Origin of the sequence: Solitalea canadensis DSM 3403 (genome assembly GCF_000242635.2) — a bacterium.
GTDB lineage: Bacteria > Bacteroidota > Bacteroidia > Sphingobacteriales > Sphingobacteriaceae > Solitalea > Solitalea canadensis.
Genome location: NC_017770.1, coordinates 923,123 through 941,247 on the forward strand (window position 1 = coordinate 923,123; position 18,125 = coordinate 941,247).

At 38.2% G+C, this 18,125-nt stretch carries 13 protein-coding genes; 12 read left to right on the forward strand and 1 reads right to left on the reverse strand.

Annotated features, from left to right (window positions below; translation table 11 throughout):
* The first annotated feature begins 115 nt into the window (after positions 1–115).
* From SOLCA_RS03670 to SOLCA_RS03705, 8 genes are all read left to right on the forward strand, one after another.
* Positions 116–928: a class I SAM-dependent methyltransferase gene (locus tag SOLCA_RS03670; RefSeq protein WP_014679100.1), complete on the forward strand. Its 813-nt coding sequence runs from the start codon at positions 116–118 to the stop codon at positions 926–928.
* A gap of 378 nt (positions 929–1,306) precedes the next feature.
* Positions 1,307–1,648: a zinc ribbon domain-containing protein YjdM gene (locus SOLCA_RS03675; RefSeq protein WP_014679101.1), complete on the forward strand. Its 342-nt coding sequence runs from the start codon at positions 1,307–1,309 to the stop codon at positions 1,646–1,648.
* A gap of 273 nt (positions 1,649–1,921) precedes the next feature.
* Positions 1,922–2,293, forward strand: a complete 372-nt coding sequence (locus tag SOLCA_RS03680) for a VOC family protein (RefSeq protein WP_014679102.1) — start codon at positions 1,922–1,924, stop codon at positions 2,291–2,293.
* A gap of 248 nt (positions 2,294–2,541) precedes the next feature.
* Positions 2,542–2,922 (forward strand): YciI family protein, encoded by a 381-nt coding sequence (locus SOLCA_RS03685; RefSeq protein WP_014679103.1) that lies wholly within the window; start codon positions 2,542–2,544, stop codon positions 2,920–2,922.
* 212 nt (positions 2,923–3,134) lie between these two features.
* Positions 3,135–3,929, forward strand: a complete 795-nt coding sequence (locus SOLCA_RS03690) for an SDR family oxidoreductase (RefSeq protein WP_014679104.1) — start codon at positions 3,135–3,137, stop codon at positions 3,927–3,929.
* Positions 3,930–3,956: 27 nt separating this feature from the next.
* Positions 3,957–4,319: a hypothetical protein gene (locus tag SOLCA_RS03695; RefSeq protein WP_014679105.1), complete on the forward strand. Its 363-nt coding sequence runs from the start codon at positions 3,957–3,959 to the stop codon at positions 4,317–4,319.
* Between the two features lie 97 nt (positions 4,320–4,416).
* The gene (locus SOLCA_RS03700) at positions 4,417–4,812 is read left to right on the forward strand and encodes a hypothetical protein (RefSeq protein ID WP_157604506.1); all 396 of its coding nucleotides are present in this window, start codon (positions 4,417–4,419) and stop codon (positions 4,810–4,812) included.
* A gap of 15 nt (positions 4,813–4,827) precedes the next feature.
* Positions 4,828–5,463: a class I SAM-dependent methyltransferase gene (locus SOLCA_RS03705; protein ID WP_014679107.1), complete on the forward strand. Its 636-nt coding sequence runs from the start codon at positions 4,828–4,830 to the stop codon at positions 5,461–5,463.
* Between the two features lie 106 nt (positions 5,464–5,569).
* On the opposite strand, the gene SOLCA_RS03710 is transcribed toward SOLCA_RS03705, so the two are convergent.
* Positions 5,570–9,547: a hybrid sensor histidine kinase/response regulator transcription factor gene (locus tag SOLCA_RS03710; RefSeq protein ID WP_245536748.1), complete on the reverse strand. Its 3,978-nt coding sequence runs from the start codon at positions 9,545–9,547 to the stop codon at positions 5,570–5,572.
* 359 nt (positions 9,548–9,906) lie between these two features.
* Here SOLCA_RS03710 and SOLCA_RS03715 point away from each other — a divergent pair, with 359 nt between their 5' ends.
* The 4 genes from SOLCA_RS03715 to SOLCA_RS03730 all read left to right on the forward strand — a co-directional run bounded on the left by SOLCA_RS03715 (position 9,907) and on the right by SOLCA_RS03730 (position 17,932).
* Entirely contained in the window at positions 9,907–12,978 is a 3,072-nt protein-coding gene (locus SOLCA_RS03715) for a SusC/RagA family TonB-linked outer membrane protein (RefSeq protein ID WP_014679109.1), read from the forward strand.
* 10 nt (positions 12,979–12,988) lie between these two features.
* Positions 12,989–14,491, forward strand: a complete 1,503-nt coding sequence (locus SOLCA_RS03720; protein WP_014679110.1) for a RagB/SusD family nutrient uptake outer membrane protein — start codon at positions 12,989–12,991, stop codon at positions 14,489–14,491.
* Between the two features lie 31 nt (positions 14,492–14,522).
* The gene (locus tag SOLCA_RS03725) at positions 14,523–15,992 is read left to right on the forward strand and encodes a SusF/SusE family outer membrane protein (protein WP_014679111.1); all 1,470 of its coding nucleotides are present in this window, start codon (positions 14,523–14,525) and stop codon (positions 15,990–15,992) included.
* A gap of 188 nt (positions 15,993–16,180) precedes the next feature.
* Positions 16,181–17,932, forward strand: coding sequence for an endo-dextranase (locus SOLCA_RS03730; protein WP_014679112.1), 1,752 nt, complete (start codon positions 16,181–16,183; stop codon positions 17,930–17,932).
* Positions 17,933–18,125: the final 193 nt, after the last annotated feature.

Here is an 18,125-nt window from a genome sequence, read left to right on the forward strand (position 1 = left end):
TGTAAGCTTTTTGTATTAATCTTTTTGTTGGGTTATGTATTTGAAAATTAGAATATTAAATGATATAAATAAGTCGTTTATATTTTTTAATTTGATAGTATAAAACTGAAGCACTATGAATCCTAACAAAGCATTATGGGAAAAGGGTGATTTCACCAAGATAGCAGAAACCATGCGGGAAAGTGGAGAGGCACTTGTCTCTAAACTAGGAATCACAAAAGATCTCAATATTCTAGATCTTGGCTGTGGCGATGGTACCACAGCAATACCTGAAGCAAAGCTTGGAGCAAATGTTTTAGGTGTTGATATAGCAAGTAATCTTGTTGAAGCCGGAAACATTCGGGCAAAAACTGCGGGCCTCACCAATTGCACTTTCCAGGAAGGGGACGCGACGGATTTACAAGATTTAAAAGATGAAACTTTTGATCTTTCTGTTAGTTTCTTTGGTGCAATGTTCGCACCCAAGCCATTTGATGTAGCCAAAGAAATGGTACGCGTTACACGTCCTGGTGGAAGAATCGTTATGGGAAACTGGATACCTGGTGATCCTACTCTTGTAGCACAAATACTAAAGATAAGCTCAGCGTATACACCCCCGCCTCCAGAGGGCTTCATTAGTCCTATGTTATGGGGGGTAGAGGATCATGTAACAGAACGTTTTGGAAACGCCGGTATTGCAAAAGAAAACATATCCTTTACTAAAGATACTTTTACATTTAATGCCTCTTATGCACCGTCAGAGTTCGTAAAAACCTTCAAAAATTATTACGGACCTACTATGAATGCTTTTGAAGCAGCCGAAAAAAATGGAAAGGCGATGGACTTGCAGCATGAATTAGAAGAACTGTTTAACAGTCAAAATAAAAGTGCAGACAAGAACGCCACTTCTATACCTGCTACTTTTTTAAGAGTGACTGTAATTCGCTGAATGTAAATTTTCTAAGTAAAATAGTTCGACATCTTAAATAAATTGATGCCGAGGCGGCGTTTGTGCATTTGTGAGATGAACGTCATAACAAGTCAATAATCACGAGATTTAATTATTTGGCGTGATTTGGCCGCTATACCTCTGGCTGAAAATCAGCTGATTATTCCCTTTACAAGGTGATATGTCCAAACAAACCATTGCCGAGGTGATCGTTAATTCGTAGTTTCGTTCCATAATAGCTTTTGATTACGTTGGATAGAAATGATAAAGATCACCAAAATCATTCCTACAGTTCTATCCTGGTAGTGTCATACACAAATAAAATGAACAAAATGTGTGGACTGATTTTGACTGAATACTAATAATAAAAGAACGATTATGTCTGAAGAGATGAAACCTTGTCCACAATGTGGATCACCTTATGGATACTTTTTAAGTGAAGAATTATATGCCTGCCCTGAATGTGGTCATGAATGGAATCCGGCAGAAGTGATTGACGAAGGCAAGTTGGTAGTAAAAGATTCGAACGGAAACTTATTGCAGGATGGAGATTCGGTTATTGTAATCAAGAACTTACCTGTTAAAGGAGCATCGGGGCCAATAAAGGCTGGAACCAAAGTGAAAAATATTCGCTTAAAAGAAGGCGACCATAACATTGATTGCAAAATTGATGGATTTGGTGCTATGGCATTAAAATCCGAATTTGTAAGAAAAGCTTAAAAAAAGCACTAAAATACCCCCAGAATAGGAACAAGGAACCCATTTTTGTACCTTATAAAAGGTGAACTTTAATGGTTCTTTGTTCCTATAAATTCAAGAAGTATTATACCTCTCCCTATCTCTTTATAGAAATCCACCTGATTTCCTACCTTCTAAATTGTTCCGACAAAAACATTTTTATGCTTCATAAAGCGGTTCGTTAAATAGTAAGTAAAAATGTACTTTGTTAGGCATAAGATTAAAAATCAATCCAAATAACTACAAACATAAAATATGAAATTAGGCGCTTTTTCAGTAAGTCTGAATGTCAAGGACATTCAGGTATCAAAAAAATTCTATGAAAATTTTGGATTTACCATCTTTGCCGGAAGCGAGGAAATGAATTATCTTATCATGAAAAATGGAGATACACTTATAGGGCTTTTTCATGGCATGTTTGAAAATAATATTTTAACATTTAATCCGGGATGGGATCAAAACGCCAATTTAATGGAGTCGTTTGACGATGTACGTGAAATCCAGCGCCAATTGAAAAGTAAAGGCATAAAATTAGAAAATGAAACGGATGAAAAAGGCTCTGGTCCGGGAAGCTTTATGGTGTTAGACCCAGATGGCAATGCAATACTGCTGGATCAACACGTGTAATGCTTCTGATAAACATTGACAAATCATTAATTGTTATTGATTTGTCAATGTTTAAGTTTTTAAAATACGTCGACTTTCATTTCCTCAAAATGCTTATATTGTATCATTCCTTGAGATATTAAGCATATACCTTCATCCTCAACGTCATTTCCACCGCATATACCTGTATCCAGTTCAATTAGTAAAAACTACGGATTTTTTTTGGATGTTAATGTAATTTAGGAGATTAGGTTTTTAATGAAACGATTATGGCACAGGAGTTTATGTTTTATATACGGAATTCTGGAGATGCGAAGGCTGCATTAAGCGATGATGAACATTTGAAGTTCATAAAACAATGCGAAGTATATATCGGACAGCTAAAGTCAGAAGGTAAGCTTGTTGCTGCACAGCCGATTATAAGAGAAGGAGTTGTAATTCGTAAAGTTAATAATGAATGGACTGAAGAATCGATCGATCCGACAAAAGAAGTCCAGGTGGGTTATTACCATATTATTGCGGATAGCATGAGCGAAGCTGTTGAAATCGCGAAACGTAATCCTGAGTTTGAATACGTTTCATCAGCAAGTATTGAGATCAGACCTGTTAAAACAAAAGAAGAGCAAACGGATTTTGAATATCCTAAATAGAATATGCATTTAGCGTTATCTTCATCTTAATCTCTCCGGCTTTAAGCTGCTGAGAGCTACTACTTAACTATTTTTCCTTATCCTCCATTTTTCTAGATAGCTAGCTAAAAAAGAGTTGGTGCTTATCTGCAAACATATAGTAACCATAAGCTCCAAAATGATATATTGCAGTTCCGCTCTCACAACTTTAGTGACTATTCAATAACCATTTTATGCTATTAAAAGGAAAAACAGTTTTAATCACAGGAGGAGCTTCAGGTATAGGTAAATTAATGGGTGAAATAGCCTTGCAAAAAGGAGCGAAGCTGATCATTTGGGACATCAACAAAGAAAAGATTGACGAAACAATAAGCGAATATTCTTCAATTGGTGATACGAGCGGATATGTTGTCGACGTAACCAATATTAAACAAGTTGATGAAATGGCTGCCATGATGAAACGTACTCATGGAGCAGTTGATGTTTTAATCAATAATGCCGGTATAGTTGTAGGTAAATACTTTCATGAGCATACAACAACCGATATTTCCAGAACCATGGATTTAAATGCCAATGCCCCAATGTTCACCACACTTGCATTTCTACCGGATATGCTAACTCGCAATTCCGGACATATATGTAATATCGCATCTTCTGCCGGATTAATTTCCAATCCAAAAATGTCTGTTTATGCCGCCAGCAAATGGTCGTTAATAGGCTGGTCCGACAGTTTACGTCTTGAAATGAAACAACTAAAGAAAAATATAGGCGTAACTACCGTAACCCCTTATTACATTAATACCGGAATGTTTGATGGAGTTCGTTCAGTTATTCCTTTGCTGAAGCCTGAAAAAGCAGCCAATAAAATCATCAAAGCCATTGAAAATAACCGGATTTTCCTAAGCATGCCTTGGAGCGTTCGTTTTGTGCGCTTTTTTCAAGGATTGTTACCTATTTGGTTTTTCGATTGGTTTGTTGGGAAAGTAATGGGTATTTATTCAACTATGGAGCATTTTAAGGGAAGGTAAATCAAAATAATCAGATCCTTTCAAATTATGCAACCGATAACTACAACAGATATAAAAGAAGTTCTTTTACAGACGTTGCCTGCACAAAATGATTTTTCTGAAACAGATTATTCCGAATTGCTTGGAGAGTTACTTTATTTAGGAGTAACGACTAAGCTGGCATTGTTAGATATTATTGTTAAACATCGGGAAACTCTACTGGAAATTGATGCAGAACCCTTGGATGAAGAGCACATTAGATGGTATAGTGCAGATTATGGAGAAGAGTATGTAAATGCGAGAGTAGAGAATGGGTATTGGTTTTCGTTTCAGGCTTTATTACGAATAGCTTTGGAATTAGAATTTGGTGAACGATACCAGGAATATGCAAATAAAAGAGATGGGATTTAGTAGTAAGTATTTGAGGTGTTTTAAAGTATTTGGTTGGATAATTATCTCGTCTTTTTTGGCTTGCTCTAATGAGCAGAACAACTCATATGAACTTAAATTGATTAATCAATTTAATAAGCTCACATTACGGCATGATGATGATAACTGTGGGGAGTGGGGAGGAAATATAGAAACAATAATAATTTATAGAAAGACTGAAGATGGAGATCTACTTGCCGATTATTTGAAATTAGTGAAATACTGTGAGAAACCAGATTCAATAAGTCGGATATTGGCTAAAAACCAAGTAGTAATTACTAATAAAGAACAGAAATTAGTCCTGGAAAGTATTCACCAATTAATAAATGAGAAACTACAACGAATGGACGTTCCACCTTCTTTTGGTTATTATAACGAAGTTTCCTTAAGTGGCTCTGCTTTAGAGGTTAAAGATATTCCTTCAATTAAATGGACGAAATTTGAAGAACTTCGCGAATCTATTTTAAAAAGATAATAAATTAACTATCCAATGAACGATCCCTATCAACAAACTTTTCAAACCTGGAATAAAGTAGCCTCGCTCTATCAGGAGAACTTCATGGATCTTGATCTTTACAATGATACTTATGATAGATTCTGTAAGCTCATTGAGAAAGAAGGAGCTAAGGTGTTTGAAATAGGCTGTGGTCCGGGAAATGTGACAAAGTATCTTTTGGCCAAGCGTCCAGATTTGTATGTCGAAGGTATCGATATAGCTCCAAATATGATTGAATTGGCTAAAAAGAACAATCCAACAGCTAACTTTCAAGTGATGGATTGCAGGGAAATCGATAGGCTTACAGATATGTTTGATGCAATTATGTGTGGCTTCTGTATGCCTTATCTATCGAAGGAAGACTGTGCGAAATTAATTAAGGATTGCTCAAATTTATTAAACCCCGGTGGTGTTTTATATTTCAGTGTAATAGAAGATGAGTACAGTAAATCAGGCTGCGAAACCAATAGCCTTGGCGACAAAATGTACATCTATTATCATGAAGTGCCTTATTTGCAGGATTATCTGAAAGAGAATAGTTTTGATCAAATTGAAATAGAGCGTAAGGAATATGTTAAAGCAGGAGAACTCCATTCAATTCATATGATCTTTATTGCGAAGAAGAAATAGCGGATGCTGATAAAAAGTTAATAAAGAGGTTCATTGCCGTCAGTTTTAACTGATGGAGATGAATAAATGAACAGGATGAAAATACTAATTAACTTTTGACTTAACTTTACCCTTCCTTCTTCAAATTGCCTATAAACTGCGACGGACTAATCCCAAACTGTTTCTGAAAATCCCTTGAAAAGTTAGACGACAACGTATACCCGATTAAATCCGCCACTTCATTGATCTTGTAATTTCCTTCAGCCAATAATTCTGCACCTTTTTTCAAACGAGTTAGGTTAATCAGCTCGTTGGGGGTAAGGTCGGATAAGGCTTTGATCTTGCGGTACAACGTAGGTTTACTCATGTTCATCATTCTCGACAAGGTTTCCACATCTAAATCCATGTCGGTTATATGCTGATAAATAACCTGGTTTAATTGGTCAATAAAGGCTTTGTCAGCTTTCGAAAAGGAAATTCCCTTTACATGCGATAGAGGAGAGCGCGAAAAATAATCTTTAATAATGGTACGATTCATCAACAAATTATTCATTTGCGCAACTAAATGGTCGAGTGAAAATGGCTTTTCAATATAAGCGTCGGCCCCAACCTCCAAGCCTTCAATTTTTGAGTTTAGCGAATTTTTGGCCGTTAATAAGACAATTGGAATATGGCTGAATTGCAGATCAGATTTTAAATGACGACATAATTCAATACCATCCATCAATGGCATCATAATATCTGAAATAACCAATTGCACGTTTTCTTTTTGCAACACATCAATCGCCTCCAAACCATTTAACGCATGAACAATATTATAATCGGTTGAAAGCTCCTTTGAAAGGTAATTCAAAATCTCCACGTTATCCTCCACAATCAATATCAGCGATTTTGATTTATCCATTTCCTTGTTCGCAGCCGGTTCTACAATACTCTCCGTTTTATCTTCATAATTTCGCAAATTGATTTCGGTTTCCTGGTGGATAGGCAGCGAAAGCAAAAACGTATTGGTATCGTTGGAGGTGTGTTTTAACCCAAGCTTTCCATTATGCAACTCGGCAAGTGATTTGGCCAGTGATAAGCCAATTCCGGTTCCTGCTTCTTTGTCGGTTTCTTTAATGCGGAAAAACGGCTCGAATATCTTTTCACCCAATTCATTCGGAATAATAAAACCGTCGTTAATCACTTCAATATGGAATAACAGATCTTCACTGCTAAATGCCAGCAACTTTACCAAAACCTTTTGTGAAGAATACTTTATGGCATTATTGATCAAATTGCTGATAATTTTGCGTAAAGCCTCATTATCCGTGTAAGCGTGAAGCACAATACGTGGCATTTCCAATTTATAGTGTAATTGTTTTTGCTCAGCCACTGGTCTGAATTGCTCAAAGACCTCATTCAGTAAGTTATTAATGTTGTTGTCTGTAAAACTTAGGCTGAAATTGTTGGCTTCAGCTTTACGAAAATCCAACAGTTGATTGGTCAGATCAATCAGGCGGTTAGTGTTTTTATTCATCATCTCAAGACTTTCATTAATTTCTCCATCATCAATTTTTTGTGCGATCAATTTATCCAAAGGCATTTTTATCAATGTTAATGGAGTACGGATCTCATGTGTAACATTGGTAAAGAAATCAATTTTTGCATTGTAAATTTCGCGCTCCTTATTGATTTCCAATGCCGCTATCTGGCGTTTACTTTTCTCGCTAATGGCCAGGTAATAATACCTGAAAATCGTGAAAATAACAGCACCTATAATAATTGCATAGATCAGATAGGCCCAAATTGTAGCCCAGAAAGGCGGCAATATGTTAATTTTTAAAGTAGCTTCCTTCTTATTCCAGATGCCTTCACTGTTCGACCCTTTTACCTTGAAAGTGTAATTTCCGGGTGGAAGTTTGGTGAAGTAAATCTTCCGGTTGTTTTTTAGGTCCACCCAGTTTTTATCTAAACCTTCCAGCTTATATTGATAAGCATTCATTTCTGGGATGATAAAGCTCAAGGCAGCCACATCAATACTGATATTTGATTGATCATAAGGCAACGTAATGGAAGTAAGGTAAATTTGCGATTGTTTTAAAGGCGAATTCGTTGGGTTGATCGTTACTTCATTATTATTAACCTGAATACCGGTAATGTAAATAGGAGGGACATAGCTGTTGCGTATAAAATCTGAAGGATTAAAGCTGATCAGGCCTTTAACCGTTCCAAAAAATAGCGTTCCATCGTCATTTTTTAATGCCGAATTATAATTGAATTGTTCAGTTGGTAATCCGTTAGGTGTATGATAAATAGTAAACGTTTCCGTTTTGGGGTTAAAACGACATAAACCTTTTGAGGTGCTGATCCATAGTAATCCGCTGTTATCTTCCAACACCTTGAAAACCTGATTAACCGATAACCCGTTCTCCACTGTATAGTTCTTGGTTTTTCCGGTTGATGGCTCATAATGGATCAAACCACCTTCTGTACAAAACCAAAATGTTCCGTTACTATCCTGGTACAACGAGTTCACATAGTTATTAAAGAGCTTTACTTTATGGGGTTCATAAGTCTTTTCGCCATTTGACTTCGTTGCAATCTTGCAGAAGTAAACGCCATTCCCGTAACTGCTTATCCAAAGTGTTCCATTTTTTTCTTCATAGATCGATTGGATAGGGAAGTCGAAAAAGGGAATAGCTGAAAAATTATCGGCGCCTCGGTTATACTTAAACAGACCACTCCACGTGCCTACCAAAATATCCTTATCAGCAGTTCTGTAAAGCGTCACGATGAAATTGCTTCTGAAAGATTTTCCATCCAAGGCGGCATTATAGTGTTTAATTACCTTGTTTGTTTTCAAATCCATTACATCTAAACCGTGCTCATAAGTTCCGATCCACAATTTATCATCATCAGCCACCAATCCATGAAGATTATGATAAGATATGCTACCTGGTTTTTTATCCGGAAGAAAACTTTTTACCTCTCCGGTTTTGAGGTCCATGCGGTTTAAACCTGCATCTTCGGTACCGATCCAAAGTTTTCCATAGTTATCTTTACAAATCTCATGGACAATATTGCCGCTCAGGGTGTTCTTACCTGGTTCAGGAAAGTATTTTTGAAAATTGTTAAATTGTTTCGAATAATAATTGATCCCTCCAAAATAGGTTCCTACCCAAATGCCACCTTCTTTATCCCGATTAATAGCCGAGATCACATTATCGGTAATAGAATAGGGGTTGCTGAACTCTTTAGCCACATAACGATAGTTGCCCGTTTTTAGATTGTAAATACATAACCCTGCTTCAGTGCCAAGCCAGTATTCATCGGCAGCCTGCTTAAATATGGTATGTACATGAATATCCGTTTTACCATGATTCGGAAAAAGATTGCGAAGCTGCTGCGTTCTGTAATTAAAATGTAAAGCTTGGTTCATCGTTCCTATCAACAGTGTTGAATCACCGATAGAACATAAATCCAAAATCGAAGAAAGTGGTTTTCCTTTGTTTAATTTCGTTATATCAAAGCTCTGGAAATTATCCGTTTTAGACTGGTATTTCCTTATCAAACCATTTACTGTAGCGGTCCAAACTTCATTTTTTTCTGAAATATGTAACGCGATGGTATGATCCTGACTTTTAGAAAGCGGGTATGAAACTACCTTTTTGGAAACCTGATTATACTTATATAATAAGGAATTCGAAATGATCCAGATATTATTATTGCCATCACTCTTAATATACCTTACCTCACCAGAAGGTATTTTAGTAAACGTTGTAAAGTTTTCAAGCTGAGGATTATATAAATAAATTCCCTTGTAAGTTCCAACCCATAATTGTTCATTTGTATCCTCGTAAAGACTTAATATAGAATTGCTGCCAATGCTGGTAGCGTCTGCAGGGTTATTATTGAAAACTTTAAACGAAGTGCCCGAAAAGCGGTTAAGGCCATTTCGGGTACCAAACCACATAAATCCCTTTTTATCCTGTAAAATGGAGGTAATGATATTATTGGAAAGGCCATTTGAAACCTGGTAATTTTTAAAGTAAAAAGTACCCGATTGCCCCTTAACGGTCAAGGAAATTAGGCTAAATACGAATGCAATGATAAATTGTCTCACAATACAGTATTGAAAAGGTGGTCAGGTAAATGTATCGCCCTCAAAATCATAAACCAACACTTTTCAAAAAATGATACATTTTGAATTGAAATTGATAATCTCTGATTGCCTCTCTATTTCTAAAATCGATTACTTAGTTCATTATTATGAAATGGCTAGAAGCTGATTACTACGCACTGCAGGCCTAGGTAACAGCATAAATAGCAGCTATAGAACGACCAATTTAACACTGTATTAAAATTATGAATGTAATCTTATTTAACACCTCGTTGAACTTACTTGCTGTTGGTTGAATAAATGCGTATGTCCTACAGCAGCTCTTTAAATAATTCAATTTTTTCATATTGAACTAAGTGAACATGAAACACTTTTTACAAAAAAGAGGCTTACAATACGCTTCAGCGATTTTTTTAAGCCAGGTAATAGTAGCATCAGCAATAGTACCCTCTATTGCCGGTGTTCTGACCAAAACAACGTTTTCAGTATATAATAATCGTATTTCAACTCCAGTAAAAGGAGTGGTAACCGATTCAAAAGGCATGCCTTTACCGGGAGTTTCAATTACCGAAAAAGGAACAACAAATGGAACCTCAACAGATGCCGATGGTAATTTCAAATTGAATGTAGCCAATAATCAATCGGTATTGACTTTCAGTTATATCGGTTATACTCCTAAAGAAGTAACCGTTGGCAACAATCAAAATCTTTTTATCAAACTTGATGAAGATGTTAAAACCCTTGAACAAGTAGTTGTTGTGGGTTATGGAACGCAACGTAAAAAAGACTTAACGGGTGCGGTTGGTTCCATCAGCGGAAAAGATATTGCCTCACAACCGGTTCCGGATATTGGTCAGGCTATTCAGGGGCGTGCTGCCGGTGTACAAGTAGTATCAACCGGGGCTCCTGGAAGTAATGTAACCCTTCGCATAAGGGGAGTAGGAACCATTAACAATAGTGATCCATTATTGGTGATCGACGGTGTTCCTTCTGATGTACCCCTAAATACAATCAGTCCGGATGATATCGCATCCATGGATATTTTAAAAGATGCTTCGGCCTCAGCAATCTATGGTTCTCGTGGGGCAAACGGCGTAGTGTTAATTACCACTAAACGAGGAGTAGAAGGCAAAGGAAGCCTGGAGTTTAAAGTGTTTACGGGCGTTCAGGATGCTACCAGTACGATTGATATGCTCAATGCATCGCAGTTTGCATCCTTAAGTAATGAAATGCTGGCTAATAATAACCAGCCTCAAAACCCTGCATTTGCGAATCCGCCTGAGTTAGGTACCGGAACCAATTGGCTGAATGAATTATTCAGATCAGCTCCGATGCAGAACTATTCGTTAGCTTATTCAGCAGGAACAGAAAAATCACATTTTTACTTATCAGGTTCTTATTTAAACCAGAATGGTATCGTAATTAATAATTACTATAAGAGATATACGATCCAGTTTAATAGTGATTCAAAAGTATTCGATTGGTTAAAATTCGCTAATAACATAACGCTTAACCATGATGTAAAATCAAGTGGTTCATATGATATTCGTAATGCAATGGCAGCTTTGCCAACACAATCTGTATTTAATACCGACGGTACCTATGCCGGTCCGGTGGGACAAGCATTATGGTATGGCGATATTGCCAACCCTGTAGGTAAGGCGACAATAAATAATAATGCTACCAATGGCTATAACATTTTAGGAAACATCAATGCTGAGGCCACCATTATTCCTGAGTTAAAATTCAAAACTACGTTAGGTGCACAAGCGGTATTTTACGATTCAAAAAATTGGGCGCCAAAATACAACTGGCAGCCTATTCCACAGCCTGAAAGTTATTTGGCAGAAAGCTATAATAAAAGCCTTACCTGGATGTGGGATAACTACCTGACCTACGATAAATTCCTGACAGATAAGCATCATTTAACGGTTTTAGGTGGCATTAGCGCACAAACCAATCGTTACGATAACATGAATGGTTCTGTACAAGGATTTGTAAGTGACGCTACCCAACAACTGGAAAACGGAACGATGCTTCCTTCAATTGGTGGTACTGCAAATGAGTGGTCGCTACTTTCATTTATTGGCCGGGCAAATTATGCATATGACGATAAATATTTAGTTACTGCAACGCTGAGAAGAGACGGTAGTAGTCGTTTCGGTTCCAACAACCGTTGGGGATGGTTCCCGTCGGGTTCAGTGGCTTGGAGAATATCGCAGGAAGATTTCTTTGGTAATCCTTCATGGATCAATGATTTAAAGATAAGAGCAGGTTACGGTATCACCGGAAATCAGAATATCGGTAACTATTCATTTGCATCCGTTTATCAAACCGGACAATATGCTTTTAATGGTACAGCTGTAGGTTCAGTAATACCTTTAAGAATACCTAATCCAAGTGTTAAATGGGAGCAGGTAGAGCAAGCCAACTTAGGCGTTGATGCTTCTCTATTGAATAACAGAATTACTGTATCGATCGATGGTTATATCAAAAATACCAATGATATGTTGGTGCCAATGAGTGTGCCGATCTCTACGGGTTATTCAGACATAGATGTACCTAGCATTAATGCTGGTAATGTTCGCAATAAAGGGGTTGAGTTTACTGTTGCTGCTGATATTTCTAAAGGCGACTTTAACTGGAATGCCGGAATGAACGTTTCTTATAATGTTAACGAAGTGTTGAGCTTAAATGGTGATGTTCCTCTTTATGGAGGAAGCGTTGTTAACCAAAACGTAAACATCCAAAAGAATGGATTACCAGTAAATGCCTTTTATGGTTTCTTAACCAACGGATTATTTCAAACACAGACTGAAGTTGATAATTACGCAGTGCAAACTCCTGGTAATGATGTATACAACCGTACTTCAGCGGGCGATGTAAGGTTCCTTGATATTAATAACGACGGCCGAATTGATGATGCCGACAGAACATTCTTAGGAAATCCAAATCCTCGTTTCATTTTTGCGATGAATAATACCTTGTCTTATAAAGGAGTGGATTTAGCCATTTTCTTACAAGGAGTGGAAGGTAATCAGATCTTTAATGCCAATCGTATTTTCCAGGAAGGAATGGCCGTGGCCCAAAACCAAACTACCGCAGTTTTGGATCGCTGGCATGGAGAAGGAACAAGCAATACGATGCCTCGTGCGGTATTTAATGATCCAAATAAAAATACTCGTCCGTCAAACCGCTTTATTGAAGATGGTTCTTACTTAAGGGTTAAGAATGTAACGCTTGGTTATACGCTTCCGCAAAGTTTAATGCAGAAGATCAAATTGCAAAAAGTCAGAATCTATCTGTCTGCTCAAAATCTCTTCACATTCACTAATTACAGTGGATTTGATCCGGAGGTTTCGGCCAACGGAATTGATTTCAACGTGTACCCGGTTACTAAAACCATCAGTGCCGGAATTAATCTAAACTTTTAACAGTACGGAGATGAAACTATTCACAAAATATATAAGTGCCGCAGTGCTTGTTGCTGCCCTCACCAGCTGTAGTGATTTTTTAGATAAAGAGCCATTAAACAGTATCGGTACAGAAAACTTTTTTCAAACAGAATCGGATGCGATTGCTGCTATCAATGGTGCTTATCAGCCTTTGCAATGGCCTAAACTGTATAATTTCCAGTTATGGACAACAGATATATGGGCAGGTAATAGTATTGTAGGTGCTGGTGGTGGTACAGATGGTATTGCCACTCAAGATGTTTCCAACTTTGTAACCACAACCGCTAATGAAGCGGCACTTGATATTTGGCGCGGTCCTGCACCGGGTATCTTGCGCTGTAATACCGTACTTCAAAAAGTACCGGATATGGCTATCAATGAAACGATAAAAAAAAGGATTATTGGTGAAGCCAAATTCTTACGTGCATTGTATTATTTCAATTTGGTGAGAATTTTCGGAGATGTTCCTTTGATTACGGTTCCTCAAACTCCTGATGATAATTTATTGGTACCTCGTACTTCAAAATCACAGGTTTATGATTTGATCGTGAAAGACCTTACCGAAGCAGTTGAAATGCTTCCCAATAAACAAGCTTATAGCGGTAGTGATATCGGCAGGGCTTCTAAAGGCTCAGCAGCTGGTTTGCTAGCGAAAGTGTATTTGACGCTTGGCAACTATCAAAAAACACTTGAACTGTGTGAGTTCGTAAACACACTGGGGTATAGCCTTAATGAAGATTATACCAACAATTTTAACGCCTTAATGAAAAATACCAATGAGTCCTTGTTTGAAGTTCAGTATTTGGGTAAAACAAATGCTGATTTCTGGAACAATGACAATCAGGCGTCGTGGGTAAGCACTTTCACAGGGCCGCGTAACTCTGATTTTGTAGGTGGATGTTATGGATGGAATCAGCCTACGCAAGAATTTGCAAATGCATACGAGGCGGGCGACAAGCGTAAAGATCAAACCATTTTTTACGAAGGTTGTCCGGATTTCGATGGTAAAAAGTATAAAAGCTCGTACTCAATGACAGGGTATAACGTACGCAAATTCCTGGTTCCAAAATCGATCTCTCCAGACTATAATACCAACCCGTCTAATTTTCCGGTATTGCGCTATGCGGATGTATTGTTAATGCAGGCTGAAGCGCTAAATGAACTGGGCCGAGGTAACGAAGCGCAAGCCGCAGCAACTTCTATCAACAGTGGTGGACCGTTAAACCGTGTTCGTTTGCGTTCGGGCTTGCCAAATGTATCAGGACTTTCGCAGGCTGAGTTGAAGCAACGCATTTTGCATGAAAGAAGAATAGAGCTGGCTTTTGAAGGTCAACGTTGGTTTGATTTGGTAAGAGTTGATGGTGGCCAGTACGGATTAAACTTCCTTCACTCAATTGGAAAAGCAAATGCAACCACTAAGCACTTGTTAATGCCAATTCCGCAGAAAGAACGCGATGCTAACCCGAATCTGACTCAAAATGCTGGTTATTAAGCGTATTGCTAACTGTTAAAAACAAACAGAAATGAAGACGATCATCTCAACAATAAATAAAAAAGCAGTCGGATCGCTGCTCTTTATAATAATTTGTGCTGCCTTTATCTCATCGTGTAAGAAAGATATCTACGATTTGGGAAATATAGCAGATCAGCCTTTGGCCTTATCTGCTGTTAAGGACACATTGGTTTTGGAAGAAAAAAATTATGCAGCAGATGCACTGGTGCTAAACTGGACAAGCGGAACCAATCAGGGAACAAATGCTGCTATCAGTTATACCCTTCAGATTGATACAAAGGGTAATAATTTTCAGAATGCTGTTACAGTTGATTTGGGTAAGAGTATTTATACGAAAAAATATACCGTAAGAGAGTTAAATGACCTGCTAGTAACGAAATGGAACATTACTCCTGGCGTAGCAGCTGTTTTGGAGGCCAAAGTTAATACTACTGTGGCCGGCCATGATTCATTTTCAGAAACATCGGTGAAAGAGATAAAGGTTACTGCTTATGAGCCTGTAACCAAAACATTGTTTCTTATCGGCGATGCTGCTCCTAATGGTTGGAGTGCCGACAATGCCACTCCAATGAAAAATAATGCAGACGTTCCTGGATCATTTACATGGAAAGGTTTGCTGAACCCTGGTGAACTTAAATTTATCACTACAAAAGGTCAGTTTTCACCTTCTTATAACAAAGGAGCCGACAGTGGTCATTTGATGTATCGCACAAGTGATGAGCAACCGGATAATAAGTTCGCAATCGCTAAAAGTGGTGTATATGAGGTGACCATCAATTTGCTGGATCTTTCGATCTCTATCAGAGAAGGGAATGAGCCTCTTTATTCAAGATTATGGATTTTGGGAGATGCTGTACCAAATGGATGGGATATTGGTAACCCGACCGAAATGAGGGTTGACTCAGGTAATTTGTTTGTGTTCAATTATTATGGAGTGTTAAAGGCGGGTGAATTTAAAATTCCGGTCGCAACAGGCAATTTCGGAACGGATTATTACATGCCATTAACCAATCACCCTGATTTGAGCACTACCACAGTTCAATTAACTCCGGGCGGACAACCAGATAATAAATGGCAAATTACCAATGCCGGTCCGTATAAAATTAAACTCAATATGGAGAGCATGACCATCAGCATAAAACCATTTACTCCTTATGCCAAAGTATGGATGGTAGGTGACGCTACTCCAACCGGTTGGAATATTGATAACCCAACGGAGCTCACACGCGACGCCGCTGATCCGAATGTATTCAGTTATACAGGCTGGATGAATGTAGGTGAGTTTAAACTTCCTGTTGAAACCGGTGATTGGGGTGGAGATTTCTTCATGCCAGAAGTAAACGGAGCTGGTCCGGGCAGTACCCGTATGAAGTTTGTACCAAATGGTGCCCCTGATTTCAAATGGAAAATTACAGCCGAAGGAAATTATAAGATCACGATCAATCAATTACTGGAAACAATTTCTATTCAGAAACAATAACCTCCCCCGACCCCTCCTAAAGGAGGGGAGTCAATGGAGCAGAAGGATTCCACTCCAGGGAGTGGAATCCTTAATCAATGTAGTTGATAAAAATCCCCTCTTGAGAGGGGTTGGGGGTGTGTTATAATGCAAAGGAGGACAACATGAATTATGGTCTTCCTGATGAAAAAATTTAAATGATAAATAAAATGAAACTAGGATATGTGATTGCATGGGCGTTCTTTTCGTTTGCCGCTTGCAAAAAAGAAGCTCCGGCAACTGATAGGGTTGTTTATGGTGCAAGCTACAGGGTAAATATCGCTACTGATAAGGCGTTTTATAAACCAGGCGATAAAATAGAATTTTCAATTGATAAAGATTTGGCCGGATCTCCTAAGGTTAGGTATAAATTGTTGAATAATGTGATTCAAGAGGTGTCTTTAACAGGTAATACCTGGAGTTGGACAGCACCTGCCGCGGATTTTACAGGTTATATGGTGGAAGTGTATGATGTAGTGGATAAGGAAGAAAAAATTTATTGCACCATTGGCGTGGATGTATCTTCTGATCCCGCTCGTTTTCCAAGAAATGCCTTCCTGTCAGAATACGGTGCTATCGGTAACGAACAGATCGGAAAGGTAATGAAACAATTGAACCGTTATCACATGAACTGGGTACAGTTTCAGGATTGGGAATATAAACACCACAAACCATTAGCCGGAACACCTGAAAGTCCAAGCGAACAATGGATCGATATTGCAAGTCGAACCAATTATTTAACTACCGTTAAAGGATATATTGATGCAGCGCATTCGTACAACATGAAAACGCTATCTTATAATCTATGTTATGGTTCATTAAGTGATGCGGCAAGTGATGGCGTTTCAGAAGAATGGTACGCCTATACCGATAAAAATCATACCGCTAAAGATAAATTCGAATTGCCAAAGCCTCCGTTCAAGAGCGATATCATGTTCATGAATCCGGGCAATAAAGGTTGGCAAGATTACATTATAGCGGCTAATAATAACCTGTATAAAGTATTTGATTTTGACGGATACCAGATCGATCAAGTGGGGAACAGAAATAAAACTTTGTACGATTATAATGGAAATGCCTTTGACCTGCCTACTGGGTTTAAATCATTTATTAATGCAATGAAAACGGGAGCACCTCACAAAAGTCTTGTGATGAATGCGGTAACACAATATGGGCAAGAGCAAATTGCCACGTCACCGGTTGATTTCTTGTATAGTGAAGTTTGGGCGCCGGACGAAGGTTATAAAGACCTTGCAAGAATCATTCAAGCCAATAATTCCTTAAGCAACAATAAAAAAAGCACTGTACTGGCTGCTTATATGAACTATAATGTGGCGTCTAATAAAGGTTATTTTAATACACCTGGCGTTTTATTTACTGATGCGGTAATTTTTGCATTCGGGGCCTCACACCTTGAGCTTGGCGAGCATATGTTAGGAAAGGAATATTTTCCTAATAATAACCTGGAGATGAAAGACGACCTGAAAGCCGCAATGATCAGCTACTATGACTTTTTGGTAGGTTATCAAAACCTGCTCAGAGATGGCGGAACATTTAATAACCCGGTTGTTGCTTCTGCTGACGGAAAGATCAAGCTAAATAACTGGCCACCACAATCCGGACAGGTTTCTGTAATCGGTAAATCAGTGGGAAATAAACAGGTGGTTCACTTGATCAATTTCGCAACAGCCAGCAGTTTCGACTGGAGAGATACCAACGGCACTCAGACTGCTCCTCAATTAATTTCTTCTGCAAAAGTGAAAGTAACCACCGAAAAATCGGTGAAAAAGGTATGGGTTGCATCTCCGGATGTTAATGGTGGAGCATCTACACAGCTGGCTTTCACACAGTCGGGGAATGAAACATCGTTCACTTTGCCATCCCTTAAATATTGGGATATGGTTGTGATGGAATATGAGTAAAGGCTGGTAGAATAACATAAGCTGTCATCCTGAGGTAAGAAGGATTTTTTGCTTGAGATTGAATAGTTGCAACGGCAATGCTTCCATTTTTCGGAAAGGATGCTTCGTGCCTCAGTATGACACTATTGTTGTTTTTTATAACTAAAACCAAACCATTTAAGATGATGTGCTCGATGATCTACTAAATCATCCA

Excerpts from the sequence above, each read along its gene's own strand:
- SOLCA_RS03695 (WP_014679105.1), top strand. The coding sequence starts at position 3,957 with ATGCAACCGATAACTACAACAGATATAAAAGAAGTTCTTTTACAGACG.
- SOLCA_RS03730 (WP_014679112.1), top strand. The coding sequence starts at position 16,181 with ATGAAACTAGGATATGTGATTGCATGGGCGTTCTTTTCGTTTGCCGCT.
- SOLCA_RS03720 (WP_014679110.1), top strand. The coding sequence starts at position 12,989 with ATGAAACTATTCACAAAATATATAAGTGCCGCAGTGCTTGTTGCTGCC.
- SOLCA_RS03670 (WP_014679100.1), top strand. The coding sequence starts at position 116 with ATGAATCCTAACAAAGCATTATGGGAAAAGGGTGATTTCACCAAGATA.
- SOLCA_RS03725 (WP_014679111.1), top strand. The coding sequence starts at position 14,523 with ATGAAGACGATCATCTCAACAATAAATAAAAAAGCAGTCGGATCGCTG.
- SOLCA_RS03690 (WP_014679104.1), top strand. The coding sequence starts at position 3,135 with ATGCTATTAAAAGGAAAAACAGTTTTAATCACAGGAGGAGCTTCAGGT.
- SOLCA_RS03705 (WP_014679107.1), top strand. The coding sequence starts at position 4,828 with ATGAACGATCCCTATCAACAAACTTTTCAAACCTGGAATAAAGTAGCC.
- SOLCA_RS03675 (WP_014679101.1), top strand. The coding sequence starts at position 1,307 with ATGTCTGAAGAGATGAAACCTTGTCCACAATGTGGATCACCTTATGGA.
- SOLCA_RS03680 (WP_014679102.1), top strand. The coding sequence starts at position 1,922 with ATGAAATTAGGCGCTTTTTCAGTAAGTCTGAATGTCAAGGACATTCAG.
- SOLCA_RS03715 (WP_014679109.1), top strand. The coding sequence starts at position 9,907 with ATGAAACACTTTTTACAAAAAAGAGGCTTACAATACGCTTCAGCGATT.
- SOLCA_RS03685 (WP_014679103.1), top strand. The coding sequence starts at position 2,542 with ATGGCACAGGAGTTTATGTTTTATATACGGAATTCTGGAGATGCGAAG.